The sequence below is a fragment of the Pseudomonas sp. Leaf58 genome, from assembly GCF_003627215.1.
Classification (GTDB): Bacteria; Pseudomonadota; Gammaproteobacteria; order Pseudomonadales; family Pseudomonadaceae; genus Aquipseudomonas.
The window spans coordinates 571134-595883 of the sequence record NZ_CP032678.1 but is presented as its reverse complement, the minus strand read 5'-3'; the positions used below and the strand labels follow the sequence as shown (position 1 = coordinate 595883).

Annotated in this window: 26 protein-coding genes and 1 pseudogene; 17 read left to right on the top strand and 10 right to left on the bottom strand. The window is 54.4% G+C overall.

The genetic code is table 11. From position 1 onward, the window contains the following. Positions 1-381: 381 nt before the first annotated feature. Positions 382-2208, top strand: coding sequence for an AAA family ATPase (locus tag DV532_RS28440; protein ID WP_056798434.1), 1827 nt, complete (start codon positions 382-384; stop codon positions 2206-2208). Positions 2209-2731: 523 nt separating this feature from the next. On the opposite strand, the gene DV532_RS30560 is transcribed toward DV532_RS28440, so the two are convergent. Then, a complete protein-coding gene (locus DV532_RS30560; RefSeq protein ID WP_156675907.1) occupies positions 2732-3220 on the bottom strand; it encodes a hypothetical protein in 489 nt (162 codons plus the stop codon). A gap of 613 nt (positions 3221-3833) precedes the next feature. Between DV532_RS30560 and DV532_RS28435 the strand changes: the two genes are divergently transcribed. From DV532_RS28435 to DV532_RS28405, 6 genes are all read left to right on the top strand, one after another. Then, a complete protein-coding gene (locus DV532_RS28435; RefSeq protein ID WP_056798436.1) occupies positions 3834-4727 on the top strand; it encodes a hypothetical protein in 894 nt (297 codons plus the stop codon). Positions 4728-4899: 172 nt separating this feature from the next. Further along, on the top strand, positions 4900-5871 hold the full coding sequence (locus tag DV532_RS28430) for a hypothetical protein (protein WP_056798439.1): 972 nt from the start codon (positions 4900-4902) through the stop codon (positions 5869-5871). A 211-nt stretch (positions 5872-6082) separates the two neighbouring features. Next, complete coding sequence (locus DV532_RS28425) at positions 6083-7183, top strand: saccharopine dehydrogenase NADP-binding domain-containing protein (protein ID WP_056798442.1); 1101 nt, start codon at positions 6083-6085, stop codon at positions 7181-7183. Position 7184: 1 nt separating this feature from the next. Next, positions 7185-7676, top strand: coding sequence for a DUF2269 domain-containing protein (locus DV532_RS28420; RefSeq protein ID WP_056798446.1), 492 nt, complete (start codon positions 7185-7187; stop codon positions 7674-7676). A 311-nt stretch (positions 7677-7987) separates the two neighbouring features. After that, positions 7988-8932 (top strand): hypothetical protein, encoded by a 945-nt coding sequence (locus DV532_RS28410; protein ID WP_056798452.1) that lies wholly within the window; start codon positions 7988-7990, stop codon positions 8930-8932. A 49-nt stretch (positions 8933-8981) separates the two neighbouring features. Next, on the top strand, positions 8982-10106 hold the full coding sequence (locus DV532_RS28405) for a hypothetical protein (RefSeq protein WP_056798455.1): 1125 nt from the start codon (positions 8982-8984) through the stop codon (positions 10104-10106). 122 nt (positions 10107-10228) lie between these two features. Here the strand turns inward: DV532_RS28405 and DV532_RS28400 are convergent, their stop codons facing one another. Continuing rightward, positions 10229-11047 carry a hypothetical protein gene (locus DV532_RS28400; RefSeq protein ID WP_056798459.1) on the bottom strand — a complete coding sequence of 273 codons (819 nt, stop codon included), beginning with the start codon at positions 11045-11047 and terminating at the stop codon, positions 10229-10231. A 96-nt stretch (positions 11048-11143) separates the two neighbouring features. Then, the gene (locus DV532_RS28395) at positions 11144-11530 is read right to left on the bottom strand and encodes a hypothetical protein (RefSeq protein ID WP_056798462.1); all 387 of its coding nucleotides are present in this window, start codon (positions 11528-11530) and stop codon (positions 11144-11146) included. A 201-nt stretch (positions 11531-11731) separates the two neighbouring features. Here DV532_RS28395 and DV532_RS28390 point away from each other — a divergent pair, with 201 nt between their 5' ends. After that, positions 11732-12250, top strand: coding sequence for a hypothetical protein (locus tag DV532_RS28390; RefSeq protein ID WP_156675908.1), 519 nt, complete (start codon positions 11732-11734; stop codon positions 12248-12250). A 60-nt stretch (positions 12251-12310) separates the two neighbouring features. On the opposite strand, the gene DV532_RS28385 is transcribed toward DV532_RS28390, so the two are convergent. The 4 genes from DV532_RS28385 to DV532_RS28370 form a co-directional block, all read right to left on the bottom strand. Beyond that, positions 12311-12877 (bottom strand): hypothetical protein, encoded by a 567-nt coding sequence (locus DV532_RS28385; protein ID WP_056798467.1) that lies wholly within the window; start codon positions 12875-12877, stop codon positions 12311-12313. Positions 12878-12884: 7 nt separating this feature from the next. Beyond that, the gene (locus tag DV532_RS28380; RefSeq protein WP_056798471.1) at positions 12885-13325 is read right to left on the bottom strand and encodes a hypothetical protein; all 441 of its coding nucleotides are present in this window, start codon (positions 13323-13325) and stop codon (positions 12885-12887) included. Positions 13326-13378: 53 nt separating this feature from the next. Further along, on the bottom strand, positions 13379-13792 hold the full coding sequence (locus DV532_RS28375; RefSeq protein WP_056798473.1) for a hypothetical protein: 414 nt from the start codon (positions 13790-13792) through the stop codon (positions 13379-13381). Between the two features lie 134 nt (positions 13793-13926). Beyond that, positions 13927-14400 (bottom strand): 3'-5' exoribonuclease, encoded by a 474-nt coding sequence (locus DV532_RS28370; RefSeq protein ID WP_056798476.1) that lies wholly within the window; start codon positions 14398-14400, stop codon positions 13927-13929. A gap of 183 nt (positions 14401-14583) precedes the next feature. Between DV532_RS28370 and DV532_RS30555 the strand changes: the two genes are divergently transcribed. Continuing rightward, positions 14584-14868, top strand: coding sequence for a hypothetical protein (locus DV532_RS30555; protein ID WP_156675909.1), 285 nt, complete (start codon positions 14584-14586; stop codon positions 14866-14868). A 288-nt stretch (positions 14869-15156) separates the two neighbouring features. Here the strand turns inward: DV532_RS30555 and DV532_RS28360 are convergent, their stop codons facing one another. Next, on the bottom strand, positions 15157-15822 hold the full coding sequence (locus tag DV532_RS28360; protein ID WP_256659152.1) for a sigma-70 family RNA polymerase sigma factor: 666 nt from the start codon (positions 15820-15822) through the stop codon (positions 15157-15159). A gap of 346 nt (positions 15823-16168) precedes the next feature. On the opposite strand from DV532_RS28360, the pseudogene recA reads away from it, so the two are divergent. The 4 genes and pseudogenes from recA to tuf all read left to right on the top strand — a co-directional run. Next, positions 16169-17176 (top strand): annotated as a pseudogene (gene recA, locus DV532_RS28355) (recombinase RecA); the annotation flags it as partial. A 547-nt stretch (positions 17177-17723) separates the two neighbouring features. After that, on the top strand, positions 17724-19187 hold the full coding sequence (locus DV532_RS28350; RefSeq protein ID WP_056798485.1) for a hypothetical protein: 1464 nt from the start codon (positions 17724-17726) through the stop codon (positions 19185-19187). 146 nt (positions 19188-19333) lie between these two features. After that, positions 19334-19879 carry a CbrC family protein gene (locus tag DV532_RS28345; protein ID WP_162241124.1) on the top strand — a complete coding sequence of 182 codons (546 nt, stop codon included), beginning with the start codon at positions 19334-19336 and terminating at the stop codon, positions 19877-19879. A 182-nt stretch (positions 19880-20061) separates the two neighbouring features. Next, positions 20062-21252, top strand: a complete 1191-nt coding sequence (gene tuf, locus DV532_RS28340) for an elongation factor Tu (protein ID WP_056798492.1) — start codon at positions 20062-20064, stop codon at positions 21250-21252. A gap of 102 nt (positions 21253-21354) precedes the next feature. Here the strand turns inward: tuf and DV532_RS28335 are convergent, their stop codons facing one another. After that, positions 21355-22008: an Arc family DNA-binding protein gene (locus DV532_RS28335; protein WP_236707500.1), complete on the bottom strand. Its 654-nt coding sequence runs from the start codon at positions 22006-22008 to the stop codon at positions 21355-21357. Between the two features lie 119 nt (positions 22009-22127). Between DV532_RS28335 and DV532_RS28330 the strand changes: the two genes are divergently transcribed. Beyond that, entirely contained in the window at positions 22128-22745 is a 618-nt protein-coding gene (locus tag DV532_RS28330) for a hypothetical protein (RefSeq protein WP_056798498.1), read from the top strand. 25 nt (positions 22746-22770) lie between these two features. On the opposite strand, the gene DV532_RS28325 is transcribed toward DV532_RS28330, so the two are convergent. After that, positions 22771-23046: a type II toxin-antitoxin system RelB/DinJ family antitoxin gene (locus tag DV532_RS28325; RefSeq protein WP_056798501.1), complete on the bottom strand. Its 276-nt coding sequence runs from the start codon at positions 23044-23046 to the stop codon at positions 22771-22773. A gap of 131 nt (positions 23047-23177) precedes the next feature. Here DV532_RS28325 and yidD point away from each other — a divergent pair, with 131 nt between their 5' ends. The 3 genes from yidD to DV532_RS28310 are packed head-to-tail and all read left to right on the top strand — an operon-like array spanning position 23178 to position 24608. Then, positions 23178-23609 carry a membrane protein insertion efficiency factor YidD gene (yidD, locus tag DV532_RS28320; protein WP_082476801.1) on the top strand — a complete coding sequence of 144 codons (432 nt, stop codon included), beginning with the start codon at positions 23178-23180 and terminating at the stop codon, positions 23607-23609. Then, positions 23606-24094 carry a hypothetical protein gene (locus DV532_RS28315; protein WP_056798504.1) on the top strand — a complete coding sequence of 163 codons (489 nt, stop codon included), beginning with the start codon at positions 23606-23608 and terminating at the stop codon, positions 24092-24094. The genes yidD and DV532_RS28315 overlap by 4 nt, the downstream gene beginning before the upstream one ends. Before the next feature lie 16 nt (positions 24095-24110). Continuing rightward, positions 24111-24608 (top strand): hypothetical protein, encoded by a 498-nt coding sequence (locus tag DV532_RS28310; RefSeq protein ID WP_056798507.1) that lies wholly within the window; start codon positions 24111-24113, stop codon positions 24606-24608. The last annotated feature ends 142 nt before the right edge of the window (positions 24609-24750 follow it).

Below are 24750 nucleotides of genomic sequence, written 5' to 3'. Positions count from 1 at the left end.
TATCCACCAAATATGATCATTGATTAGCAAGCGGCTATCATCTATTGAAATGTAATGTACTGGTTGTCTATTCTAGCCATTTTTAACGAAGTCGACCTAGAGGTGCCTGCTCGCACTTACCATTCAACGCGGCTAACAGCTGTGTGTTTCCCATTGAGGCTACTTGTTGGCACTGTTCCAGAAAAGCTGAGTATTCCCCACAGTAAAAGTATGTTTTCTCAAACCCCTTCTTGCTTCAGACGCCCCTTTCTTGAGGGCCCATGGATGGCCTTCATTTCCCCATGCGGCTACATTCCGTGCCCCCGGCGCAACCGGAACGAGATATTCATATATTGACAATCACCGGCTGGCTGATAGGATTCTCGAAAGGAGACCTTCACAATGACCAGCCATGCAAACACCTTGGGCAGCCTCGACCATTCAAAAAATTATGCTGGACTTGCTGAGTATCCCCCGACAGGCAGCCTTAGCGCTGCTTCCGACGCCGACTGGCTACTCAACCTGATGAATGCCAAGCAGGAGACCTGGAGTGGCGTTTGTCAGGCCCTTGAGGTGCCTTGCGGGTCTGAAATCACCGCAGAGCACATTCGAGATCCAGTGCATGATTTCAATCCAGAAATCCTCGCGAGTGCAGTCAAGATTTTTGGGCTTTCGCCAGCCACAAGCGAGACACTGCTGCTGGCTACAAAGCTCTCGGGCACCAAGTGCTCTGTCGGTGGCTTCTTTCTCGACATGATTCCTGTGGCTCGCTGCTGGGAGGCTGCACCGTTTGGGGTCGAGAAGGATTGGAGCTACGAAGATGGCCATTACCAGGCGCTGAACAAGGTGCTATTCGAGAAACCTCTGGACGTTTCGGATTACTGGATCAGCCAGTTCGAGGAGCACACGCAGCATTTTTTTGACATCAAGGCATTTAGTGAAGAGGTCAAGAAAACCGGGGCAAAATCCCAGAGCCTGGTCATTTTCATCAGGGCCTGGATTTTGCGCTTATGCCAGGAGCAGTATGGGCCTTTGCAGCAGGACGAAAATCTAGGTTTCTTTACCGCGTTGTCCAATGCCATCACATCAGAAGCCCCGAACGCCAACCTCTGCCCTGGTGAAATCACGGAATTGCTGGCAAAGCAATACGATTCAAGCGCCCTGGAAAGCCCTTTCTGCTTTTATCTGATCCCCCTCCTGAAGTCGCCAGTCGCCTCCTTCCTGGCCAAGGATGTTTTTCTCTCTGCCATTATTGAGAAAGACAGGTCTGACGGGGTGTTGGCACTGAGTCAATCGATCTGGATGCGGCACATGCTGGAGATGGCTCCTCCTCGACTTATTGTGGAAGCTGCCCTGCAGTACAAGGAATGGGAAATCCCAGGTCTCCTGGACTACCTTGAAAAGGGTCGAGATTCGGGTTGGCAGCAGGGAGAGACGGCAAGGCGAGTGCCTTACAAGGTCATGAACCTCCCCATCAAAAAGGAGCGTTACAGCGACGCGCATTCGAAAGCCATCCAGACCTACGTCAAGCTGTGCTCACCCTCGATCCTGTCAGACCTCGAAGCGCTTGACCGTCGCTTCCCCAATTTCCATGAGGTCACCGCCCATGTCCGCAAGAAACTGCTGTTTGCCACCAAACTGAACAAACCCTTTCACACGCCGCCGATCGTTCTGAAAGGCCCGTCTGGGGTGGGCAAGACCTTCTACCTGCAGCACCTCAAGGAGGTGCTTGCCCTGCCCGCCCTCACCCTCCACGCGGCACAGATTACCTGTGGATCCGCCTTGGCGGGGTTGCAGTCTACATGGTCGACCGGGCAAGCAGGTGCGTTGAGCAAGCACCTGGCCAGCACCCAGGTCGCCAACAGCCTGGTGCTTTTCGATGAGCTATCGCAGCTCAAGCTGATCTCTTCCACCAACGGACTCAATCCGATCGCAGTGCTGCTGCAGGCGCTGGATCATAATGAATCCAAGACATTCAGGGATGCCTACACCCAGGAAGAAATCGACCTTTCGAAATTGAACTGGTTCTTCACGACCAATCACCTGAACAACCTCGACAATTTTCTGCTGACCCGCCTGACAATATTCAACATCGAGCCCGTCAGAGCCTACGCGGATCGCACCGTCGTCGACGACCTGGTGCAACAAATCACTGTTGATCTGGAGCTTCCGGAGGGATGCTACAGCCGCTTGATGACCTATGCTGCCGGCAGATCCTTGATCACCTGAATCAGGGCGGAAACCTCCGAAAACTGCGATTGCTGCTGGAGGAGGCAATAACCGAGCTCTTCGAGCATCCGGGCACTACGGCTTCAAGCGAGGTCACTATTTCTTCCGCTTGGCTGCGTAAGCATTTGTAACACATCAAGGGCTAAAACCTCAGTGACTTGCTCCTCGCCCTGAAGGGGCGAAGAGTCCTTCTACAAGCGCCTTGTTGGTGAGCGGTGAGGCTAAGACTGAACTTACCCTGAGTGATCCCGCCCCTGTGCCTGGATTTTTGTTTCGTGCTTAAATGTTTTATTGGATTTGCATAGCTGGCATTGCTCCAGCTTTCAGACATATAAATAAGAGCAAAACACTTTGGATAGCCGCCAAAGAAAAAGAGCCGACCACCCCTCCATGCAGCACAGATTCCTTATGATTTCGTGCAGGCTGCCTTGCAATCGACGTAGTCAGCTGTGCAAGCGGGAGAGAATGGAAGCATCTGTCCAAACATCCTGGTGGCCAATGCCATTGCCCTTTCAAGTAACCCTTAGTAAAAAATTTTGCCTTTGCCTCTGAACGAGTAAACAATATACATGCCAGCTGCACTGCATTGAGCCAAAGTGCTGCATCCTGCACCTGATTGCGACGCGTCTACCTCAATCGTGATTGAGCAATCATAAGACTTCAAGGCTCCAGTGCAAGATTGACCTTTTATCTCTGTCAATAATATTGCCCTCGATCCACTTTCGTCGAACGCATCGACAGAATTGAAGTCAATCGGCAAAACTGAAGTAAATGTTGCTGTGACCACATTCCCAGTCTCGCTATATTTATAGCTCGCAGGTACAAGTCCGCGACTACTGGTAATGGAGTGTTTGTCAAAAAAACCTACAACATCCACAAGGTCAAACTCTGGCTCCGGGGTGTTTTTCATGGTAATTGGAGCACTCACTCTGATTATATTCTCAGCATAGGTGAGTGGAGAACTCATCATTAGGGCGCACAACGCCATTTTTGCAATCACCGCTCGACTCATTTGTTTCTCCATTATGCTACACGTATTTGTTGTTTACGGGCTTTTCAAGCCTAAAATCAGCACTAAGCTAAAGGGCTCTAAAATTCACGCATCTGTCATTTTCAAAGCCTGGGTTGCAAAGGCGCGTGAAAGGCCTTGGCATTGATGTGCGCATGAACATCTCCGTATCCTAAGGTCGTTTTGGACGACAGAGACACTGGTGCTCATATGTCAATACTACGCTAAATCGAGGCCGTTGATCAATCCTGCCACAACTAAAGACTCAGGTGGTCGCCAGGTCAAACGAATTCCAGCAAGTCCGGCGCTGCACAGCCCAAACGAGGCTTCAGGCAACCTGCACCTCACGACGCGTGATCGTCGTCAAATTCAACAACCAAAGACTGACGTTTTCATCATTGGCTTTCGGGCGGGGTCAGAATATTGACGCTCATGCTTATTGCACTACACGCCTAAATGCTAGTAGTTTCCACTCAACGTCGACGAGAGATCCAGTGCTGTGACTCAGACTAAAAAGTTATCGTATACCTTGTACCCCCTCCTGACCAATAAGATCGTCAGCGGCCTTCGACAGCACCTACCTGGAAAGGAGCGCAGATCCTCTTCAGATGCTACGGTGCTAAGCGACTTCATTCGGCGCCAGCCTGACATTCAAAACGATCATGCGTTCTACATTATGGCCGAAGAGCTCTTTCTGCAATCGCATAACAGCCAAGTCATCTTTCCCGAATCATCCCTCGTCCTGGACAACCTGCTCAAAGCGCGATACTCGCTGTCCTCAAGCGAAGGCCTGGACATGCCGTTCCCATCCTTCATTCTTGCTCCACCCCGTGGTTACGCTTTTAAGGGCATTGAGATTCCAAGCCTCTTGGTCAGCTGGGTCATTGGGGATGGCTTCAAGGACGAGGTGCTCCGCCCTTTCCTCGACTACATCAAGGTTCCTGGTGACCGAGTGTCATTCTCAGAGCTTCCCCAGGACGGCATATTGAGTTTGATCTATCGAGATAAAACGGGTGAATGCTCAAGAACCGTTATCTATGGCCAAAACATTCCTGTGCTTTTGGGTGCAAAAAACCCACAGGCATACCGCGAGGCCATGGTCAGCCAAGGCCTCATCCTCGCGCAAGAGGATCTGTCAGAATCAGACAGCGACATACAGTTCTACAGCTTGAAGTTGATTGCCGCCCTTGGTGTTTATCACGTGGCCACCCAGGGCAATAAGCTCAAGCAAGGCTTCCCGACGCCTCAAGCTCCGCGCATGGAAGGTCGCCGCGCCGAACAGAAGGTTGCCCCAGTGACGCTGGTCAACAGCACACCGCCACTGGCAAACAGTGAGTCAGTCCGGCATGATGCAGGCCGCACAGCACACTACCGCGCCTGGCATTTCAGGCAGCTTCGGGATGAGCGCTATTACCGAGGCGAATACGCCCATCACGCACCAGGCACCCGGTACATCTTTGTAGAAAGCGCTTTGGTGGGTGTAGACGCGGCCCCAAATACTCAGTCTTGAGCTAACAGATGTACCTGCCTTGGGATGTTGCTCAAGGCAGGTGCTGGTGCGCTCATCTGAGAAAATGCTTGATAGCATTGATAGATAAGCACAATTTACGAAATAAGCGAAGTATTTTGCACGCTACAGCGGATATTCCTTAGAATATGAGCATCTTGAATTGAGGTGCGTCATGAAAATGATAAAACGACTGCTCTGGGGTGCCCTGCTCTGCTTGCCGCTCTGTCATTCAGCCATAGCCGGCAATGAAATTCGTATGGAGGCCCCTGTCCGCTATGTGACAGCAGGAGAGTGGCTGCCCGCCGATCCTTTGCTAGGAGAGCCCTACGACGTCAATGAGACCTGTGACGAATGGGCCCCTAGTACCGACAGCATGATGGAGGGCTTGAAGTTCGAACAGTCCACAACCTGCACGACCACCAGCAGTCAGAGTGTTCAACAACGCGAGCTGTATTCCACCACAGGTGTGTACCGCAACGTGGGCCCTACGACTGTAAAAACCTCCTCCAGGGAAGAGCACAAAACTCAGCAAGCCATCGGTACGCAAACCTCCACCTCAGGCTTTACCGTACTCAATGCGGTCGCAGGACGCAATGGTATCTACCAGGTGACAAATGGCTCAACCACTTTTAGCGCCTACGTAGACATGACCACCGATGGTGGCAAGTGGGTACTGGTGGCGCGCTGGACGAGTCTGGCTAACGCAACCTTCAACAACGTGGTGGTCAAGGGGCAGCCAATCAAGGGCGTGACGAATGACAGCGCCAACTATCCGATCATTCCAGCCGGCATCATCAACAGTTCAGATAAAGTTCTTATTGCAAATGGGAACCCAAGCTGGATTCAGGCTTACGGTGCTTGGCAACGCTTTGAAACCCTTCCCGCAGACACAAACCTGAACTATAGTGGCATTCCTGCTGTTAGCCCCTCGGGTAGCTATCTTTTCTATCACCCTGGAGCAGGATGGGCCTCTGCACAGACCATGACTGCACCGTTTGGGCTTTGGACGACACCGAATCGCAGTGGTGCGTGTGGTGGCGCCAACACTCCAGGCGCCAATCGCATGTGCCCCGTGTTGGGGACTACCTACGCTCAGCATGCAGATTCGACAAACGAGAAAAGACTGTTTTTGAAGGCGCGTTGATACCGGCAGGGATCAGGGTGGTGCTGATCCCATATGGCCCACCCAACTTGATGAAAAAAGAAAACCTCTATGCTCAAGAAGCTTTGCAGGTGCTTCAAATCGTTTCACTGCGGCTACTGCCCCGTGGTCATAACCGACCAACACTCTTTCCATTCACAGTGGCAAACTGCTGGCAATATATGATTAAATCGTTGAAAATTAACGGTGAGTCATTATGTACAGAGTCGCAATCGTTGGGGCATATGGGAATTTCGGAAGCATCATCTACAGCAAGCTCAAGGGTGAGGCCAATGCCCCCTTCATCCTCGCAGTTGGACGTGATGAGCAGAAGCTCAGTGCTCTCTGCCAGGGCGACAAGGGTTCCTATTGGGCGGGAGATGCACATTCTGCGGCGTTCGTAGAGGTGCTGCGCAAGCATCAGATCAACCTGGTGATCCACACGGCGGGCCCGTTCCAAGGCCAGGACTATGCGGTCGCCCGATCAGCAATCACCGCAGGTGCCAACTATTGCGACCTGTCCGACTGCCGACATTTCGTTCGTGGCATCTCGATTCTGGACGACCTGGCACAACAAGCGGGCGTTTTCGTCCTGAGTGGCTGTAGTTCGGTACCGACCCTCTCATCTGGAGTGATCGACTACTTCGAACCGCTGTTCAGGAAGATCCACACGATCGACTTCGGTATCACCTCGTCTTCCAAAATGCCCGGCGTCTCGACGGTGCGGGGTGTGCTTGAGTATGCTGGCAAACACATTGAGCAATTTGAAAATGGAATGGTCAAGCGCGTGTTTGGTTGGCAAAACCTGACCCTGCATCGCTTTCCTGGTCTTGGCGGTCGCCTGTTGGCCAACGTCGACGTCCCGGACATGGACATTTTCCCAGCTCGATACGGGGCACTTACCGTGCGGTTCCAGGCAGGCGCGGGTCTGAAGCTTGGCACGCTCGCAAATTTCTGCGCCGCCTCTCTTGCACGCCTGGGTGTTGTCCGATGCGCCAGTGTGTGTGCCGATTGGCTTCATCAAATTGGCAAGCGGTTTGAATGGCTGGGGGACAAGAAAAGCCTCATGTTCATCACGATTGCCGGCATCGGCATCGACGGCCTGCCCTACTCCCATCGCTGGGAGATCGAGGCCTGGGATGACAAGGGCCCGACCATACCCGCCTCAGGAGCTGTGGCCTTGACCACAATGCAGATGGCGGGTGTGGCGATCGAAGCAGGGGCCCGCGCCTGTGTGGGCGTCATTCCAATGGAAACTTATCTTGAGGCGATCGGAGAACCCTTGATCACTACCCGAGACCACTCAGGAATCTGACATGACGTATCTGCTGCTCAAGTACATGCACATTGTCGCTGCGGTGTTCCTGTTTGGTTTCGGCATGGGCTCCTACCTCTATTTTGTTGCAGCCAACCGGACAAGAAACCCTGTCGTGATCAGTGCCGTGGGGAGGATGGTGGTGTGGTTTGATGCCTGGATCACCACCACTGCCGGGGTTGTCCAGGTAGTCACGGGCTACGCACTGGCCAGCCTTGCCGACCTCACCCTGCATGCCCCCTGGGTCTTGTACTCGGCCTGCGTGTTTGTCCTGGTTGGCCTGCTCTGGCTTCCTGTCCTTTGGCTCCAAAAACAGCTCAGGGACATGGCCCTGGGCTCAGTCGCGACAGGTGCCCCACTCCCCGTGAATCACAGGCAGCTTTATCGCTGGTGGTTGTGGATAGGGGTGGCGGGGTTTGCAGGGATGTTCTTGATCGCGCTGGCCATGGTCACGAAAATGACACCCGTGGAGCTCCTCCGACTTTTGGCATGAAGGATCGCGCTCGCGACGATTAATCCCTCACACTGCTTTTCTTAATGTGGCAAGATGCCCTATGTTGCCGGGCGTATTGCCAATCCAGGAGGCCATGTGAGAGCACGAAGAACCCAGAGAATGAAAGATTCGGCTCAGGCACAATGCGCCTCTTTCGAGTTACAGAGGCTGTCAACCAAGGGTCACACCGGGCTCTTGGTGGAGGGCGCGATTGCCATCTGTGGCGAGGTGCTGCGAGCCTTTGATGATATCGACAGTGCCTACTGTTACATGGAAAGCTTGGAACACGCAGCGGGCTGAAAAGCGCCTTCGTGCATGCTGCGTCCGTACCCCACCCAGACTATGGTGACTTCGCATTCCGGATTTCGACGTCGCACCAATGTTTTGAAGCTGGCCATGACTTTTCCAGTCTGTTCGGTGCCGTAGGTTATGAAAATCTCCAGATCCCAAAGCTTTGGTTGGACAGCTTCAAGCCATTTTGTGCACCCAATTACTACATGCGACTCTTCCCGGCAGCCTTTCGGGAGCAGGTTCGCGAGATCGTCCTGCACAACATGGACAACCTGGCGCCGTTTCTTGCAGAAAATGTCGTGCCTGGCAAAGGAGATTCAGATGGTGGCATGCACATCTTTAGCGAACTGCTCTGTGGTGCACACGCCGTGCGCAGCGTCATTGCCGACACCTTGTTTGCGCTGCAGGTACCGAAAGATTTCTATGCCTGGCCGGAGATTCTTCCCTACGTTTACCCTGACCATTTCTACCGCATCATCGAAACGGTTGTGTGTGGCTATCAGGGGGCTGCGCACGTCGAGCGCACCAGGTCTTATTTCGACAGCTTCATGTCTGAACGGGCTCGCTTTCCCAACACTGACCGTGACGGCTATGGCGCGGCATTCTCGAATGCGGTTCGCGATCATCTGACCGGGGAATCGTATGCCAGGGCGCCAAGTCCATGGCCGTGCAATGATGAAGGCCTGGCGACCCGCAAAGTCTTTGCCAGCTGGGCCTATGCTCACGAGCCTGAGTTATTGGAGGTGGTGACTTCTGCCCTGAATCTCTTTGAGAAAAAGCACCAGGGGAAAGAGGTGTCCGAGCTGCTCAAGCTCATCAACGAAGAGGCCGTGGCGGAGGATCGCTCGAACCAGGATTTGTGGCTGGAAGCCGTCCTGAGCCAGATACCCATTGCGCTGATCATCAGCGGCCAAAAAATTACTGATGTTGAACTGACTAGGCTCTCAAAGATGATAGTCTCATAAACCAGATTTCTGCAGACATCCCACTACCCCAAGACTCAAGGGTGCATTCATGGCCAGCCAGCGTGTCTCTCCCACCAAGCACTCAATGTACGCCCCCCTCAGGTATGAGGCGACACGTCCCTTCGCCGTTAGACTGGGGACGCAATATATCGCACGCTCCAAAGGCACGAGTCAGCAGAGGCGGCATTTTCTAACGGAAGAGCTAGCTCCAGCCATCCATAAGGCACTTGACCGGATGGGGCCTCAGCCAGGCCCTGGCCCAGCAGAGGCGGAGATCACAAACGTCCAGGTTTTTTCTGGCTTCCTGGACGGAGGCCGTATCATCTATGATTTCCATAAAGGGCTGACAGTCGCATTGATGCATACGGATGTGGACTCTCTGCCGATTTCTGCTATCCCCAAAATCAGCTCGTCGCTGTACCTGCATTTTGGGCATCAGGTTGTGGAAGCGCTTGGCTTTGAAGGTGCTTTCGTTAGCTGGAAGATTTTTCCTGGTGAAACGCCTAGGCTTAACGTGCGCTTTACCACTCATAGTCAATTTTCAAATCTTTTCTTCTGGGCTAGCGAAAAGGGTGAGCCTATGATGGGAGTGCCCATTGATGTGTCCGATCCCAGCCAGGGCATTGCTGCAGCCATACAAGCCTCATCAGAAGCGATCGTCGCATCCAACGCCGTGATGCTGGAGCGGATTCGCCAACAAGAAGCTGACATTGCTTTGCGCTTTGGTCTGCCGGCCACTTCACTAAATCTAGGCTCTACTCTCATGATGGATAGCGCCCAACTTAACAAGGGAATCGCACTGGCGGTAAACTGCTTGCTCTTTCTGTCCATCGCTGAGCATGACGTTGTCGAGCGCTGGGATGACCGTGCCCCGAGCGACCTGGTACATCAGGCTGAGCATGCAGACAAACCAGGTGCCCGGAAGACCGCCGAACGCACGCTGTCCAACCGGGACTATCTGAAAGTTCGTCTGGTGGGGCACAAATTTGCGGCAAGCGTGGATTACGGTGATCATCATGAGACAGGGCGTACCATGGTCACACACTATCGACGTGGCCACTTTCGCAACCAACCGTATGGGCCAGAGCGCGCCATGCGCAAGATTGTGTTCATACCACCAGTAGTCGTCAACGCTGGCCTCGGCGAGCCCCCTGGACGAATTTACGAAGCTTGATAGTGTTCAATAACATTCGCAGATGACGGGTCGACAGCCGTGCCTTTCTACCGATGAGCATTAACCTCCTCGTGAGGAAGGTTGGGGGCTCACTGAAGTTTCGGACAAGGGTGAAGACCAGTCTAGCGAGTGAGATCATCTTTCTGAGAATAATCCCGTGACGCTATAGCTTTAAGTGATATACCTTGCTCTTTGGCAAAGGCAACAAATTCCTCGCCAATCCTCGGGGACAGCTCTGCGTCAAATACGCCCTTGGGGTACAGCACGGGATCAGAGCCACGCCGGGATTGATTCGCTAGCACCATCAGCCTTGAGATATTCTCCCATTTGGCTTGAGAGGGCGAGCCGCGCATGCCCAGGGCGGGGAAGCGCCGGCAGTACTCAGGGTGCCCGAGTAGAAAGCCCTTGATCAGTGGGTGTATGCCGAAAGGCCCAGATTCCTGGTCGGCAACCCACTTCGCGCAGATTTCAGCATTGGAGGTCGTGGGCAAGCCATCTGATCTTGTCCGGAGAACGCCAGCATTGCTGGTCTCCCTGGGCTTTATCAGGGGAGGGAGAACGCTCTTGGCGGTGTCCCAGGCTTCGTAGAATTCCTTGGTGCAGATCTCGTTACCCAGCAGCACTGCTTCTTCAACTTCCAGCTGAGAGGTCGGCCCGGTAATGACCATGTCGTTTTTCGAGGCAGTCGTATAGAACCACAACCCTGCACATTCAGGGCTGGAGATATCGGCCAAGATCAACACGGGCTCTTCGGCAGATTTGGCGTGCATCTGAAGCGCAATTCCCGTATTGGGCATCTCGGGAAAATCACGGTTGCGCCAATCCATCGCCTCTTCCAGCGATGGAAAGAGTGGCTTCAGGGCCCAGCCAGGGCTGTCAGCGTAAACCAGATACGCTTCAGTGCCATCCCTGAACTTTGCGATACCGTACCTGAACGACATGGTGTCAATCCTATGTATTTATATTGAGGGCTTATTCAACCAGTTTACGCGCCTGCCATTCTACGCTCAAGAACGACAGGCTTTTTAAATAGGCTGTTACAGCCCTGGCTCAGCGTCATGGCTGGCCTTTTTTTCCAAAAAATTCCGGGCTTTGCCAACAAACTCGGGCTCCTCATCGAATATATTTCTGTCGCCATCGATGACATCGAAATTGTCCCACCATTTCACAACTTCCGCTGCCATCTCGGCAAAGGTGACGCCATAATTCTGCCAATACCAGTCTGCTTTTTCAGGATTACGGATGATTTCAATCTGCCTGATAAACATGGGGTCATTGTCAAAAACGTTCCACTCACCTCGGTCTCCGGTGGTCAGAAACTGTGCATCCTTCCACCAATCCGAAATGGCATCCACCAGGAGCTTTTGCCCCGGTGCCAGTCTGTCGTAACGCTGAATGGTTGCTGATTTCCCAGGTTCTGACATGTCGTCCATCCTTACCCTTAACTTGATTTATACTCCTAGTTTGACACAGGCAATGCAGGCTAGTCGATTACAACCGAAAGCCAAATCCTCATAACCGCCCCTAAGCTGTGATTGCGATCTTCTGCATTGCCCTCTGAGACCCCGGTAATCCCCGGTGATTGCAGGGGGCTGTACTACCCATGGTAAATTCTAAGGAAAAGGGTGATTGATGTGATTTATCTCAACGTTCCAACTGAAATATACGATCGTTATTCATCTGGTTGGTGCATGCACCTGGCGGCAGCGCTCCATCGCAAACTCGGGTGGACAATCCAGGCCGTCATCTGCGATGACATTCAGCCAGGTTACGTTGAGCATGCCTGGGTAATTCCCCCTGGAGGCGAGTTTTTTCTCGATATCGACGGACTGACCCCAATGACCCAGAACGGTTGGATCAGGGGGCATGGACAACCCTATTACGAAGACCTTACCGAAGCGAAGCTCCAGGAGCTCACCCTGGTTGGCAGCTACCGATCCTTCACTCAAGAGCAGTGGAATCGGGAGGTTGCAATTGCATTGCGCGACATTGACGCACATTTCACCTATCAGGATATGGGCGCCATTCTTGATCACGCTGCTGCCAGCACTGGCGGATCAAAGATGGCGACGCCCTCCACTACCTCCCATGAAGAGAGCTGCAGGCAGTATCAACAAGGCTACAGTGAGCCGTCATTCAATTGATCAAGTTGTTCGTACGTCCACAGACAGCTAACAAGGCCTGTAGATTCGAGCTTCACGGGGCTACAGGCTCCCCGGCTCCAAGGCTGCCACCAACTTCAAATAATGCCCCAGCCGTGGCCGCTGATTGTCTGGAAGCTGGATGCAGGGCTGGTACACCTGCTGCTCTTTGTCCCAGACGCACCATTGCTCCGGATCACCGTACAGATGCTGAATCAGCTCATGATCGTTTTTGTCGAGCAAGTCGAACACAACCTGAGCGGTTCGTTCGGCATAGAGGCTGATCCAGATGTCGACGACAAAGCGAGAGTTGAGCACCACAAAGGTGTGATGCCCGCGTGGATAGCAGTCGCCGGCAGCAGTTTGGTTATTGATAATTTGGAATCCATAACGGCCACCCTCCTCCTCTACCGAATCCAGAATGTATTCAGCGCAGTTGCATGCATCGTACATCGGCTTGCCATTGGCCAGGCGATGGGTCGCTCGAAACATCACGCCACAGTTTTCCGGGTTGGCAGTGAACGCCTCCTCGGTTTCATTGGTATTCAGATCCGCAAGATACGCCCCGATGGCCTGGAGGCTACCGAAGCGTTTGTGGAGCTTGGCTTTGAACTCTCTTGCGCGATTCATGTGTTTCTCACAGGCTGACAGCGGGCTCGACGCTTGGGGACGCGGGATGCAAACTCCCTTTCCAGAATGCCTTCAGATTTTTGGCGTGGGAGCCATAGACCGAATTCGAGCGAGGCTGATGGGTCATGCATTGGTTGATGGATAGCCAGGAATTGCGGTCACTGGTATCCAGGTAAATGGTTTGGGCAAATAGCTTGCAGCCATGAATCTGCAGGGCCTCGACCTCATCCATCAGCTCGGCAACATTCTGCCCACGCTTTCCAAGCGACGAGAGGATCTCGTCAATGCGCTTGTCGATCGCTTCGAGCGCCGGTAGAGCATGCAGTGCATGGTGCAAAACGAGTGGAGCCTTTTTCGGTGAGGGGCCATGTTTGATTTCAAACAGGGGTTTTGGCTTTCCAGTCTCATCGGTTTCGTACAGTTCAATCAGCAATGGATTGGGTTTCATGGTATCTCTCCTTTCTTCACAGTTTGATCTATGAGTTAAATCTCAGAGAAGCGCTACTGCTCCACATGCTGCAAAAAACTGGCAATACCCTTCGCTTCATGGTGTTCAAAATCCAGACTTTCCCCCAGATCCCAACGACCCTTCACTGCCAGGGCAAGACGCACGCCTTCACGGAATGGCTCACCGTCATTGACATATTGGACAACCAGTGTTTCGCCCAGCGAATTTTCCAGGTGCAATGAGCTGCGCAGCTGATCCAGAGCGCTGCGCTGGCCACTGAAGGCGCAGATGTCCAGCATCTGCTGGGCAATTTGCGAGGCTTCATCCTGGCCGACCTCGACTCCCAAGGTGGCACCCTCGGAATGGATGAAGAACTGGAAACAATCTCCGCTCGACTTGACGATATCGAGTCGCCCACCCGACCAGGCGCGGAATTCTTTGCGGTGGACGCCCATCAGTAGCTTCATAACGCAAAAACCTCGCAATAGTAGTTCGGGCAATGCGCCTCAAAGCCTTGCCATTATAGTAGTGCATATCATGACGACTGCCAATATCAAATGGCTACTATTCTTTACACAATATTAACAAATGAGCGGGAATTTCATTTCTTTGATTTATTGAATAGGTCTGCATAAATGCGTGCGTCTTTAAGCGCGTGATGCGGCGCTGCAGCTCGGTATGTGGCAATTTCCTCTTTACTCAGCAGAGAACTGACATGAACCCAATGGATGCTCGCGTTTTGGGGCCATAGGCCGACGTCGAAGGTGAGTTGACACAGAAAACACCAGTCGAAATCGGCGCAGTCGGTCACAATTTTGACCGGCCTGCCGAGCGATTCCACAAATTCCTGGATTTCAATGCCTGCCTGAAGTGCGCTGCGTCCATATTCCAGAGGGGTCAGCTGCGGCAGAACTATACTCTTCACAAAATCCGAGCAGCTGTCTACCGACCACCCGTTGGTGATCTCTGCGTAATACTGCTCACCAGTGTCTGCGACCAAGGCCAGGGAAATCAGACAGGCTGATTCAGAAAGCTGTGTGAACTCTGTATCGAGGAAAACGAACCGATCGCGCATGGTGAAGCCCTTTTTAAGTTGTTATTTAAGCATCTATAGTCAATAATGGCTTAAACCGTGATTGACTTTGATTTTACACTGCAGCCCTTCGATTGCGAAGCGAATCAAGCTCAATGCAATCATTGCCGCAGCCCTCGGGATGAAGCCCCGAGGGAAGAACCGATTGCCCTGGAGCAAGGCCCTATGCCCACTTCACAAGACCCCACAGTCATCGCCGCAGTCCTCAAGGCAATGCGCGAGTTCACTGGCGAATCCATTACGAACTGCCAGAAAGTCTTGCGCGCTGCCAATGGCGATCCGCTGCTTGCGGTCGGCCACTTGCGAACGATTGGACTGTGTGTTCATGTCAAAGGTGATCGCCTTGCTTGGCAGCTTCGGCAAGCCCAAAGCTATGCCAGGGGACTTGAAATGGGAAGCGATGGCAAGATTCGCCACGTGGATGTGCAGCCGAGCCCTGTCGAGCCTTGATTTCAAATGAGCGGGCGGCGCCTTGAAAGCCCTGGTCGCCAGCGATATCAAGAAATGCTGCCTGGATTGCAGGCATAGGGTCAGCACCCAGCGTGAGCCGATCGATGATGACAGTCCTGCGCCCAGCCTTGTGAGAAACGATCCAGCACTGAAATGGCCGACAGGCGCCCTTTAGCGCGGTCAGGGCGTTAAGAAGCCATGGGTGATGAACCCGCCCCACCAGGCTGCAGGTAGCGCGCACCTGCTACACGCCTGGCGTTTGCAAGCAAAGGTCTCAGCGAGAGCTGATCAAGCCGCCATCCGGATTTTGTTGAGGGCCTGCTTCTCGATCTGGCGTACGCGCTCGCAGGAAACCCCCATTTCTTCTCCCACCAGGCGCAGCTGAACAGGCTCGTCCTGCAGCACCCTGGCGCGGATCACGGTCTGCTCTCGATCGGTGAGTACGTTCATCAGGCGGTTTACGATTTTCACCGTATCCGCTTGCTCGTCAGCAGCGATCACCTCGTCCTCCAGTGTCAGTCCATTGGACAAACGCGATTCCAGGGGGTCTGCCTCATCGTCGATGCCCTGACTGGTGGATTCATAGGTGGCAAAATACAGCTCATAAGCCGCCAGGAACTCATCCTTGGTCACAGCATGGGTTTTGGTAAAGGCGCTGATCTGCGACGCAGTGGGTGGCTTGTCGGCACTGAACTGATGCATACGGCGATAGCATTTCAAAATTGCCCGGTTCTCTGGCACCTTGATCAGCCGCGATTCGAACAGCAGGTGACGGCGAAGGCCCAAGGTGATCCAGGTACGCGCATGGCTCGGAAAATGAGTGGCGAAACCGTCATTGAATGTGCGTGTCGCATCCATCAGGTTCATGCAGGCGATTTGAAACAAGTCGTTGACATCACCCCGGTGGCGAAACTTCATGGCCACGCTCAGAGCCAATGGCATGAAGCTGGTCACCACAGCATCAAAGGATTTGCGGCAGTTGTCCTGCCTGACATTGACAAGCAGCTCATTGCACCGCTCGTGTGACAAGGGCTTGATCCGACTGACGTGCGTGGCGGTTGAGGCGTTCAAAGGGTGTGTGCAAACATCGTCGTGATGTCCTGTGTTTTTCCATGAATTCGAGTTTACTGTTTATTGGCAAATTGTCAACGTTTTCACCATAAAAGCACCGCCATTGCTGGACACGACCCTTTCAATTGCGGATTCTAGAGCAGGTTCGTTGGCGGGCTTGAGCGATTATTGACAAAATTCCTGGTAGCCCTAATATGGAGCACTACCTACCCCCGTTTCCGGAGCCTCTATGTCTCAATCTCCCCAGAAGCAGCAGGCGCTTTCTGCCGCGTTGTTACAAATCGAACGCCAGTTCGGGAAAGGCGCGGTCATGCGCATGGGTGATCACGATCGCCAGCCGATCCCTGCCATTTCGACAGGATCTTTGGGACTGGACATCGCGCTGGGCATCGGCGGGCTGCCGAAAGGCCGCATCGTTGAGATCTATGGCCCTGAATCCTCCGGTAAAACCACGCTGACCCTTTCGGTAATTGCCCAGGCGCAGAAGCTGGGTCACACCTGTGCGTTCGTTGATGCCGAACATGCGCTCGATCCTGAATACGCCGGCAAGCTGGGCGTCAACGTGGATGACCTGCTGGTCTCGCAACCTGACACGGGTGAGCAGGCACTGGAGATCACCGACATGTTGGTGCGCTCCAATGCCGTCGACGTGATCATCGTCGACTCCGTGGCTGCCCTGGTACCTAAGGCCGAGATCGAAGGCGAGATGGGGGATATGCACGTGGGTCTGCAGGCCCGGTTGATGTCCCAGGCGCTGCGCAAGATCACCGGTAACATCAAGAATGCCAACTGCCTGGTCATCTTCATCAACCAGATCCGGATGAAGATCGGTGTCATGTTCGGTAGTCCGGAAACCACGACCGGTGGCAATGCGCTGAAGTTCTATGCCTCGGTACGTCTGGACATTCGCCGTACCGGCAGCGTGAAGGAAGGCGACGAAGTGGTGGGCAGCGAAACCCGTGTCAAGGTGGTCAAGAACAAGGTCTCCCCACCCTTCCGCCAGGCAGAGTTCGCCATCCTCTATGGCCAAGGCATCGCCAAGCCGCTGGAACTTGTGGACATCGGTGTTGCTGACGGTCTGATCGAAAAAGCGGGGGCCTGGTACTCCTACAAGGGGAACAAGATCGGCCAGGGCAAAGCCAACACCGCCAAGTACCTGCTGGATAACCCTGCCATCTCGAACGAAATCGAAGCAGCCATCCGGGCAAAGCATTTGGCCAGGGCCATCCCGGCTGAACGAAACGATGCCCCCCAAGCTACGCTAACCAGCCTGGCTTCTGCCGCCAAGTCAGTGGCCAGCCCACAGAAGTCCACAGCAAGCGCCCCTGCAGCGTCCACGCCGCACAGCGCGGCAGCCAATGAACCTGTTGCGAAGGTGACCTCGGTGTCGGCAGCGCTGATTAAGTCGGCTACAGGAGAGCTTCCTCCGGTCAACGAGCAGCCCGATCCGGATGAGATCCTGCTAATTGATGTGGCCGTGGAGTGCGACGTCATCGAGCAGCGAGCGGATGGCTTCTACTTCCAAGATCGCAACATCGGTGCCAGCCGCCTTGACGCCCAGAAGACCCTGGATGACGATCAGAGCGTGCGAGTGCTGGTTCAGGGTTTCATCGACTGATCAACGCTGAAGCACAAGGCCAGGGTTCGTCATGAATGCCTGGCCTTTTTGTATCTGGATTCCGGGCAGCCAGGAAAATGCATGAGCTTATGCACGCTTTAACCTTGATTGAGCGCGCTGTCTAAGCTGACAATACATCAATAGTAGCCATAAACGAGAGTCTGCCATGATCCTGAAAAAACCGTCTCGATTCCTTGCTTCTGCACTTTTGGTAACCTGTGGTTTCATGGCAGTTCAGAATTTTGCCAATGCCGCTGACTTCCAGGTGCAGCCTGAACAGGAGGTTGTGCAGGACAATACCATGCTGAAGTCCTCAGACTTCGCCAGCAACCGCTACTTTGCGTCCAAAAGCATGGACGGCCAGAAGGTTCGTTTTCTTGTCGAGGGCCGTGACGTTACCTACGAGGGCTTGCCTGATGTGCCCAGGGCGACACCCGTGGTGATGGACATGAAAGACCCCGGTTGTGTGGTCAACTTCCAGGACAATGGTTGGGTCAAGGCGGGTGACAACCTGTCCTTCCACGGTGCCCGTGGCGACCTGCTCCTGGTCAATTCCGAGCTGGCGCGGGTGAGCAATACCAACCACGAGATGGGCCATTGCATCGACTTCTCCGTCATGCCAGGGCTCAAGGCAGACCTGGCAGGAACCGGTGCCAACATCAACTCGGTGATCAATATCGCCCTGGTGCAAGCACTGGAAGGCGATGGCGCGGTCGACCTGGTCGGAGTTGCTGCCAAGGGCGCCGACTATGTCCTGGAAAATCGCATGGCGGCGTTCGATGCGGGTCTGTACACAACGGCGGTGAAAGAAGCCTATGCGGATCTGCACGCGGTGTACCAAACGGCAGCACTCACCGGCTCGTACGACGGTTTCACGGGTGTCATCAACAACTACCGACAGGCCGTGAAATGGGATTTCGACCACGCCGATGCCTTGGCGGTCTATCGCGTCCTGGCCGATGAACAGGCTAAGGGCGTCAATCCTGCGGACTTCATTGGCAAGTCGCATGAGCAGGTCACGGACTACGTCAATCAACTGTTCCAAGACCATTTCTACGAAAACGGCAAGCTTTCGGTCAATTCCCCTGGCTTCAAGTCGATCGTCGAAGAGGTTCATATTCGCGGGCAGCTGACTATCGGGGTGGAGCCTGCCAAAAGGGCCATGATGGAGCGTTTCGACGCGCTGCTCGATGACGGCGCGTTGCACCGAGCGACCATGGAGTTCATGGCCCTCAGTCAGCAGTCAGTTGCCAATCAGCAACAGGCGCTCAGCGCTGGCACCGTCGATGCAGAACATCTGACCCAGGCGATTGAGGTGGTGGAAAAACAAGCCATGAACCATGAGGCTGCCCTCGTGACGCTGGGCATGACGCAAGTCCAGGTTCAGCAGCATATTGAGGGCAGCAAAGGCCTTCGCGATCTCTTCGCTGGCACCACTGCCGAACGCACGGCGGAAAAAGATGCCATCTACCAGCAAACCAGCGGCGGCGTGGTCATGCGCAGGGCGATTCAAAGTGGCAGTGATTATGGGCTGAGTGATGCCACCAACCTGGTGCGAGCCAGCTTCAAGGAAGCGCTGAAGAAGCAGGATCTCATCAAGGATCAGGCTTCCATCACGCTTGAGCGCTGAAACCACCGGCATCAAGGCCTATCTGAGCGGCCAGCCCTACCTGGACTGGCGCCACAATGAATGTGAATTGCGTTCACAACCCTCTAATCTTCAGTTTTATGCCAGGAGTACATTTGTACTCCATACACCAACCTGAGAAATGTTCGATGATTCTGCCCGTGTTTATCTATCACCCTGATCCCCTCAAAACGAGCACCTTCATCCCTTCTGATCAGGTCTGCAGGGTTTGCAAACAAGCCCGAGGCTTCCAGTACATGGGCCCTGTCTACCCTAATTTAGGCAACCTGATCCCGATCTGCCCCTGGTGCATTGCCAGTGGAGAGGCGTATTCAGCGCTTGCGCTGGAGTTCTCTGACCCTAACTTGATCCTGAACGATCAGAATGACCAGGAGGTGAGCCGGGCGGTGAAAGATGAAATCTGCAAGCGTACACCGGGCTTCAACACCTGGCAGGATCAAATTTGGCTGTCCCATTGTGCTGATGCAGCCGTGTTCCTGGGGGCTTGTGATGGTAAGACGATCCGGCAGGAGCACGCCGAGGTGCTCCCGCAAATTCAGGAGGATTATTGCGGCGAACACGAGGTTCTCGATGAATATGTTGATGAGCTGGAAGCGGAAGCTGGCTGGCTTGTCGCCAGGATTTTTCAGTGCCGGCACTGTAGCCAAAAACTGGTGCACATCGAAGCGGACTGACAAAGTAGTGGCTAAGCCTTTACACCAAGGCATTGCAAATACGTCTCCAAATAACGATTTCTAGATAAATTGCTAAGCCAATTTTTATGCATTCAAAATCGGGGCTGTTGACAATATTCGTATAAAGGATATGATGGGAATTCGGCCAATAACGGCTTGCAAGCCTGACGGGAGAATTCTGCATGGCTAAGGAAAAGTTCGAGCGCACCAAACCCCACGTCAACGTCGGCACCATCGGCCACGTTGACCATGGCAAAACCACCCTCACCGCCGCCCTGACTCGCGTCTGCTCGGAAGTGTTCGGTTCGGCCAAGGTTGACTTCGACAAGATCGACAGCGCGCCCGAAGAGAAGCAGCGTGGCATCACCATCAACACGTCGCACGTGGAGTACGACTCGGCCACTCGCCACTACGCACACGTTGACTGCCCCGGCCACGCGGACTACGTGAAGAACATGATCACCGGCGCCGCCCAGATGGACGGTGCGATCCTGGTCTGCTCCGCCGCTGACGGCCCGATGCCGCAGACCCGCGAGCACATCCTGCTTTCCCGCCAGGTGGGCGTACCGTACATCGTTGTCTTCCTGAACAAGGCGGACATGGTGGATGACGATGAGCTCCTGGAGCTGGTGGAGATGGAAGTGCGCGACCTGCTCAACGCGTACGAATTCCCTGGCGATGACACCCCGATCGTCATCGGTTCGGCGCTGATGGCGCTGAACGGTAATGACGAGAAAGGCCTGGGCACCAGCGCGGTGAAGAAACTGGTCGAGACCCTCGACAGCTACATCCCGCAGCCTGAGCGTGCAATCGACAAACCGTTCCTGATGCCGATCGAGGACGTGTTCTCGATCTCCGGTCGCGGCACCGTGGTTACCGGGCGCATCGAACGCGGGGTCGTGCGCGTGCAGGAAGAAGTCGAAGTGGTTGGCCTCAAGCCCACCATCAAGTCGACCTGCACGGGTGTCGAGATGTTCCGCAAGCTCCTGGATGAGGGGCGTGCCGGCGAAAACTGCGGCATCCTGCTGCGCGGTATCAAGCGTGAAGACGTGCTGCGTGGCCAAGTGCTGGTCAAGCCAGGAACTGCCAAGGCCTTCACCAAGTTCGAAGCGGAAATGTACGTGCTGAGCAAGGAAGAAGGCGGTCGTCACACCCCGTTCTTCAAGGGCTACCGCCCGCAGTTCTACTTCCGCACCACCGACGTTACCGGCAACGTCCAGCTGCCGGAAGGCGTGGAAATGGTCATGCCGGGTGACTCCCTGACCTTCTCTGTCGAGCTGATCCAGCCGGTGGCGATGGAAGAAGGCCTGCGCTTCGCGATCCGTGAAGGCGGTCGCACCGTGGGTGCCGGCGTGGTCTCGAAGATCCTGTGATACCCGCGTCACACACTGCTGAAACGCCCGGCTTGCCGGGCGTTTTTGTTTGATTGCAAGCGTCCATTAGCTTGGACGGCTGTACGTCGCCCTGTTCCTCAATCAAAACTGTTCGAGCAAGCTTTTGTCGACCTCAATAATTGTAGTCAGCAGCGCGAATTCCTGGCGCTGAGAGTTAACCCACTTTACCAGCGCCTCTAGCACCCAATCACGCATCGAAATTTTTCCACCCTCACGAGAAGTTACCTTCTTGACGCCATCACGAATGATATCCCTAACGCTGGGCGGAAGACGAACCACAAACTTCTGGGGCTTTGCACAAACGGTGAGGTCGAATTCCCCCACTTCGGCCATGACCTCAGCGCTCAATCGCCTGCCGAGGTGAGCTTGCAAAACCCTGACCCTCGCCGTAGACCGTAGATTGCCTTCCAGGCTATCTAGAATGGCTGCAACGGCTTCAGAGTTCATGCTACGACCCTGGTGCAAGCCAATCCCTTTGAGCTCCTCGAACAGCTCCACATAGCCTCTGATAACAAATTTGTCGGCGGTGCGGCTACTGAATCTCGGGCGTGGTCGCGGGCCCGCCCTGACCTTGGTGAGTGCTTTTTCGAAGGCTCGAAGGGCGACAGGGTTCGAAAGCTTCAACATTTTCTCCGGTAGCGTTACGATCAGCTGATGAATGGCGGGGACGCATTTTATACCTTGTCCCCCTAGTTCGCTCGACTTCTTGTAAGCTGACGATGTTGCTTCGGCCACGGTGTGCCGATCTAGACCATTCGGGCTCTTTTGCGACCGAAGCTTTGGTTATCGGCCTAGTCTCGATTCGATCGGCTTCGAAACATCCCGTAATGGGATCATCTAACGGAGTGTACAAGGTGATACCACAATTCCCCGCACTGCTGCTTGCCGCAAGCCTGCAGCTGATTTCCACAGCCCTTTCGGCCCAGGTACTGCACTCTGGGAAGTATGAGCAGCTACTGTTGGCGGTGACGCCCGATGGCTACGTTGAAGGGCATTACTACGATGAAATGCCGGGCTCGACGCGGATCACCTGCTCGTTCTCCATGAGCGGCCAGGTTGACGCAATGGGCCACGTCACTTTCGTGACCAAGGCGCCGATGGGCTTCGCCGGAAGCTTGCGACCAGAGGGAGATGGCGTAGCGTTCTCGATTGAATCGGCCACTGAGATGCCTGGGTGCGGCATGTTGCTCCCACCTGAGATCAACACGGGACTGGCGTTGAGCATGGTCGAGCCCAAGCAGTGGATCGGGATGGCCAGAGTGAAAGACCCAAGGGCCTACCTGTATCAGACCCCACAGGTGCATGCGACCCATGCTCGGTACATCGTTCGGGACGATGTGGTGGGCATCCTCGTCTGCACAGATTCATGGTGTCAGGTCGAATACACCAACAAGGCCGGTAATTCGCACCTTGGCTGGGTCAAGCGGAAACACCTGGTCAACCTGCGTGACCTGAGAGCTTCTCGCCTGTAAGGCATCCCCTTGCTTTCATGGGCGGTCAATTGATACCCAGGGAGGCGAAGAACGCCTTCGTGTCTGGGTACTCTGTGGTGGGTATTACCCCGGCATCGTACGCATCGCAGAGCGCCTGCGCCCGCGCATTGAGCTTGGGTGCCCCTTCCATGTCGAAGGGGAGTTTGTTCTGGATGACGACCTGGCGGAGCATCAGATTGATGGCCTGGGACATGGTGATGCCCTGGCCATTGAGGATGGTTTCAGCGTCGGCTTTCAGCCTGCTGTCTACACGTGAGCGAACAGTGGTGTCCTTGCTCATGGGATTTTCCTTTTGTGGCTACATTGTGCCTACATTATCTCGGGTCTGAATGCCCCTTGACAACGATTATGCGGTTGGCAATATTGCGATTAAGGCGTATATTGATGTGAATTGGTTTCAGGATATGAGTGATGGGCATCTATCGCTTCGGCATCAGCCTTTATCAAAAACATCTGTCGCCGCGCAAAGGTTACCGCTGCGCCCATTCCCTTGAGTACGGGGGGCCAGGTTGCTCAGGCGCTGTCCTGGAGATCCTTGAAACCCAAGGCCTGATTCGCGGCCTGAGTTCGATCAGATCACGCTTCCTGTCCTGTCAGGAAGCAGCCGAAACGCGCCGGGAGCGCAAAAAGCGCGAAGCGGAAGACCGCAAGCGGCGCAACGATAGCTCGGGAGGCGGTTCTCCCAACAGTAGCTGCTGTTTGACGGAAGTGGCGGGAGATGCTGTGGACTGCCTGCCAGACGCGTCCAAATGCCGGATTCCGGATCTCCCGGACTGCGGATCCTGTGGCCCTGATGCCAGCTGCACCTCTTTGAAATTCCTGTTAGGACGTGAACACCCATGAGCATTCAGAAGAAAATCGGCTTCTACGCAGTTTCGCTTGCAACCCTGCTTGCTTGCGGGCAAGCCCTGGCGGCTGCAACCCCTGAGAACTCCCCTGTGCCCATTCAGGTGGAGGTTGCCCAGGCTGGAGTCTCACTGCTGGAAATGAAAGGTGTCATTCAGCATTCGGCCAAGTTCAAGCTGTTGCAACCGGGAAGCCGTTTTGTAAACACTGAAAAACACAAGCAACTCCTCGATACTTACTCTGACGTGAGGCTTAACCTTGATGTCGCGGACACCACCCGAAGCACCGTGACGTTGGCCGTCAATTTCTCCGATAGCACTGCTGTTCATGGGTATGCCCCCAACGATGTGACCAAGGGGGAGTACGAGACTGCTAGCGTGTTTGTCCTGGAGCGTGGGAAACCGTTCAAGCATGAGTACAACCTCTGTCTGGATGCCGCCAAGCCCTGGTGCAAGGGTGCCTTGAACATCACGGTCGAATGATTTGAAGGAAAATTGAATGAAACGCCTTGCCCTCATGCTTCCCGCCCTGCTCCTCTCCTCGGTAGCCTTGGCTGCCAAGCCCGTCACCTACGATGTCAAGATCGTCGAAGATGGCCATCTGGTGTATAGCTTTACCACCAGCGCACCGATGGGCAAAGGGGTTCACCTGGCGTCTGCACAAATCGATCGCCAGGATCAGGATATGGCCCTGGACTACCTCAACGACCAGGTCTCCATCGAGCTGACCGGCAACCTGGTCGACGCTAAGGGTATTCTCACCTCGAACCTTCTGTTGGTCGATCAAGAGAAATTCATCGACGCCAAGCTCGATAAACAGCCACCCTTGGTCAACATGCCGAATGTCGCCACCAGCAGGCTCAATACACCTCTAAAGCTCACCAACGGACAACCTATGGGGGTTAGCTATTCGTTGGGCACCACGGGCGCTCAGGATGGCAGCAAGCCGGCGAAAGAGCCTCGCACCCTGCTGATCACCGCGACTTGGGCGCACTGACTGCTGTCCAGGCACGGTGAGGCGCTTGAACAGCGAGCCTCGCCTGCCTGTACGCACAATACAGGATTTTGGTGCAGCGTTGGGATCTTCGACCATGCTGTATACCTCTGCAGATTTCATCAGTCTGCAGAGGTATGCATCA

Excerpts from the sequence above, each read along its gene's own strand:
- DV532_RS28440 (WP_056798434.1), top strand. The coding sequence starts at position 382 with ATGACCAGCCATGCAAACACCTTGGGCAGCCTCGACCATTCAAAAAAT.
- DV532_RS30560 (WP_156675907.1), bottom strand. The coding sequence starts at position 3,220 with ATGAGTCGAGCGGTGATTGCAAAAATGGCGTTGTGCGCCCTAATGATG.
- DV532_RS28430 (WP_056798439.1), top strand. The coding sequence starts at position 4,900 with ATGAAAATGATAAAACGACTGCTCTGGGGTGCCCTGCTCTGCTTGCCG.
- DV532_RS28420 (WP_056798446.1), top strand. The coding sequence starts at position 7,185 with ATGACGTATCTGCTGCTCAAGTACATGCACATTGTCGCTGCGGTGTTC.
- DV532_RS28405 (WP_056798455.1), top strand. The coding sequence starts at position 8,982 with ATGGCCAGCCAGCGTGTCTCTCCCACCAAGCACTCAATGTACGCCCCC.
- DV532_RS28400 (WP_056798459.1), bottom strand. The coding sequence starts at position 11,047 with ATGTCGTTCAGGTACGGTATCGCAAAGTTCAGGGATGGCACTGAAGCG.
- DV532_RS28395 (WP_056798462.1), bottom strand. The coding sequence starts at position 11,530 with ATGTCAGAACCTGGGAAATCAGCAACCATTCAGCGTTACGACAGACTG.
- DV532_RS28385 (WP_056798467.1), bottom strand. The coding sequence starts at position 12,877 with ATGAATCGCGCAAGAGAGTTCAAAGCCAAGCTCCACAAACGCTTCGGT.
- DV532_RS28380 (WP_056798471.1), bottom strand. The coding sequence starts at position 13,325 with ATGAAACCCAATCCATTGCTGATTGAACTGTACGAAACCGATGAGACT.
- DV532_RS28375 (WP_056798473.1), bottom strand. The coding sequence starts at position 13,792 with ATGAAGCTACTGATGGGCGTCCACCGCAAAGAATTCCGCGCCTGGTCG.
- DV532_RS28370 (WP_056798476.1), bottom strand. The coding sequence starts at position 14,400 with ATGCGCGATCGGTTCGTTTTCCTCGATACAGAGTTCACACAGCTTTCT.
- DV532_RS30555 (WP_156675909.1), top strand. The coding sequence starts at position 14,584 with ATGCCCACTTCACAAGACCCCACAGTCATCGCCGCAGTCCTCAAGGCA.
- DV532_RS28350 (WP_056798485.1), top strand. The coding sequence starts at position 17,724 with ATGATCCTGAAAAAACCGTCTCGATTCCTTGCTTCTGCACTTTTGGTA.
- DV532_RS28345 (WP_162241124.1), top strand. The coding sequence starts at position 19,334 with ATGATTCTGCCCGTGTTTATCTATCACCCTGATCCCCTCAAAACGAGC.
- tuf (WP_056798492.1), top strand. The coding sequence starts at position 20,062 with ATGGCTAAGGAAAAGTTCGAGCGCACCAAACCCCACGTCAACGTCGGC.
- DV532_RS28325 (WP_056798501.1), bottom strand. The coding sequence starts at position 23,046 with ATGAGCAAGGACACCACTGTTCGCTCACGTGTAGACAGCAGGCTGAAA.
- yidD (WP_082476801.1), top strand. The coding sequence starts at position 23,178 with ATGGGCATCTATCGCTTCGGCATCAGCCTTTATCAAAAACATCTGTCG.
- DV532_RS28315 (WP_056798504.1), top strand. The coding sequence starts at position 23,606 with ATGAGCATTCAGAAGAAAATCGGCTTCTACGCAGTTTCGCTTGCAACC.
- DV532_RS28310 (WP_056798507.1), top strand. The coding sequence starts at position 24,111 with ATGAAACGCCTTGCCCTCATGCTTCCCGCCCTGCTCCTCTCCTCGGTA.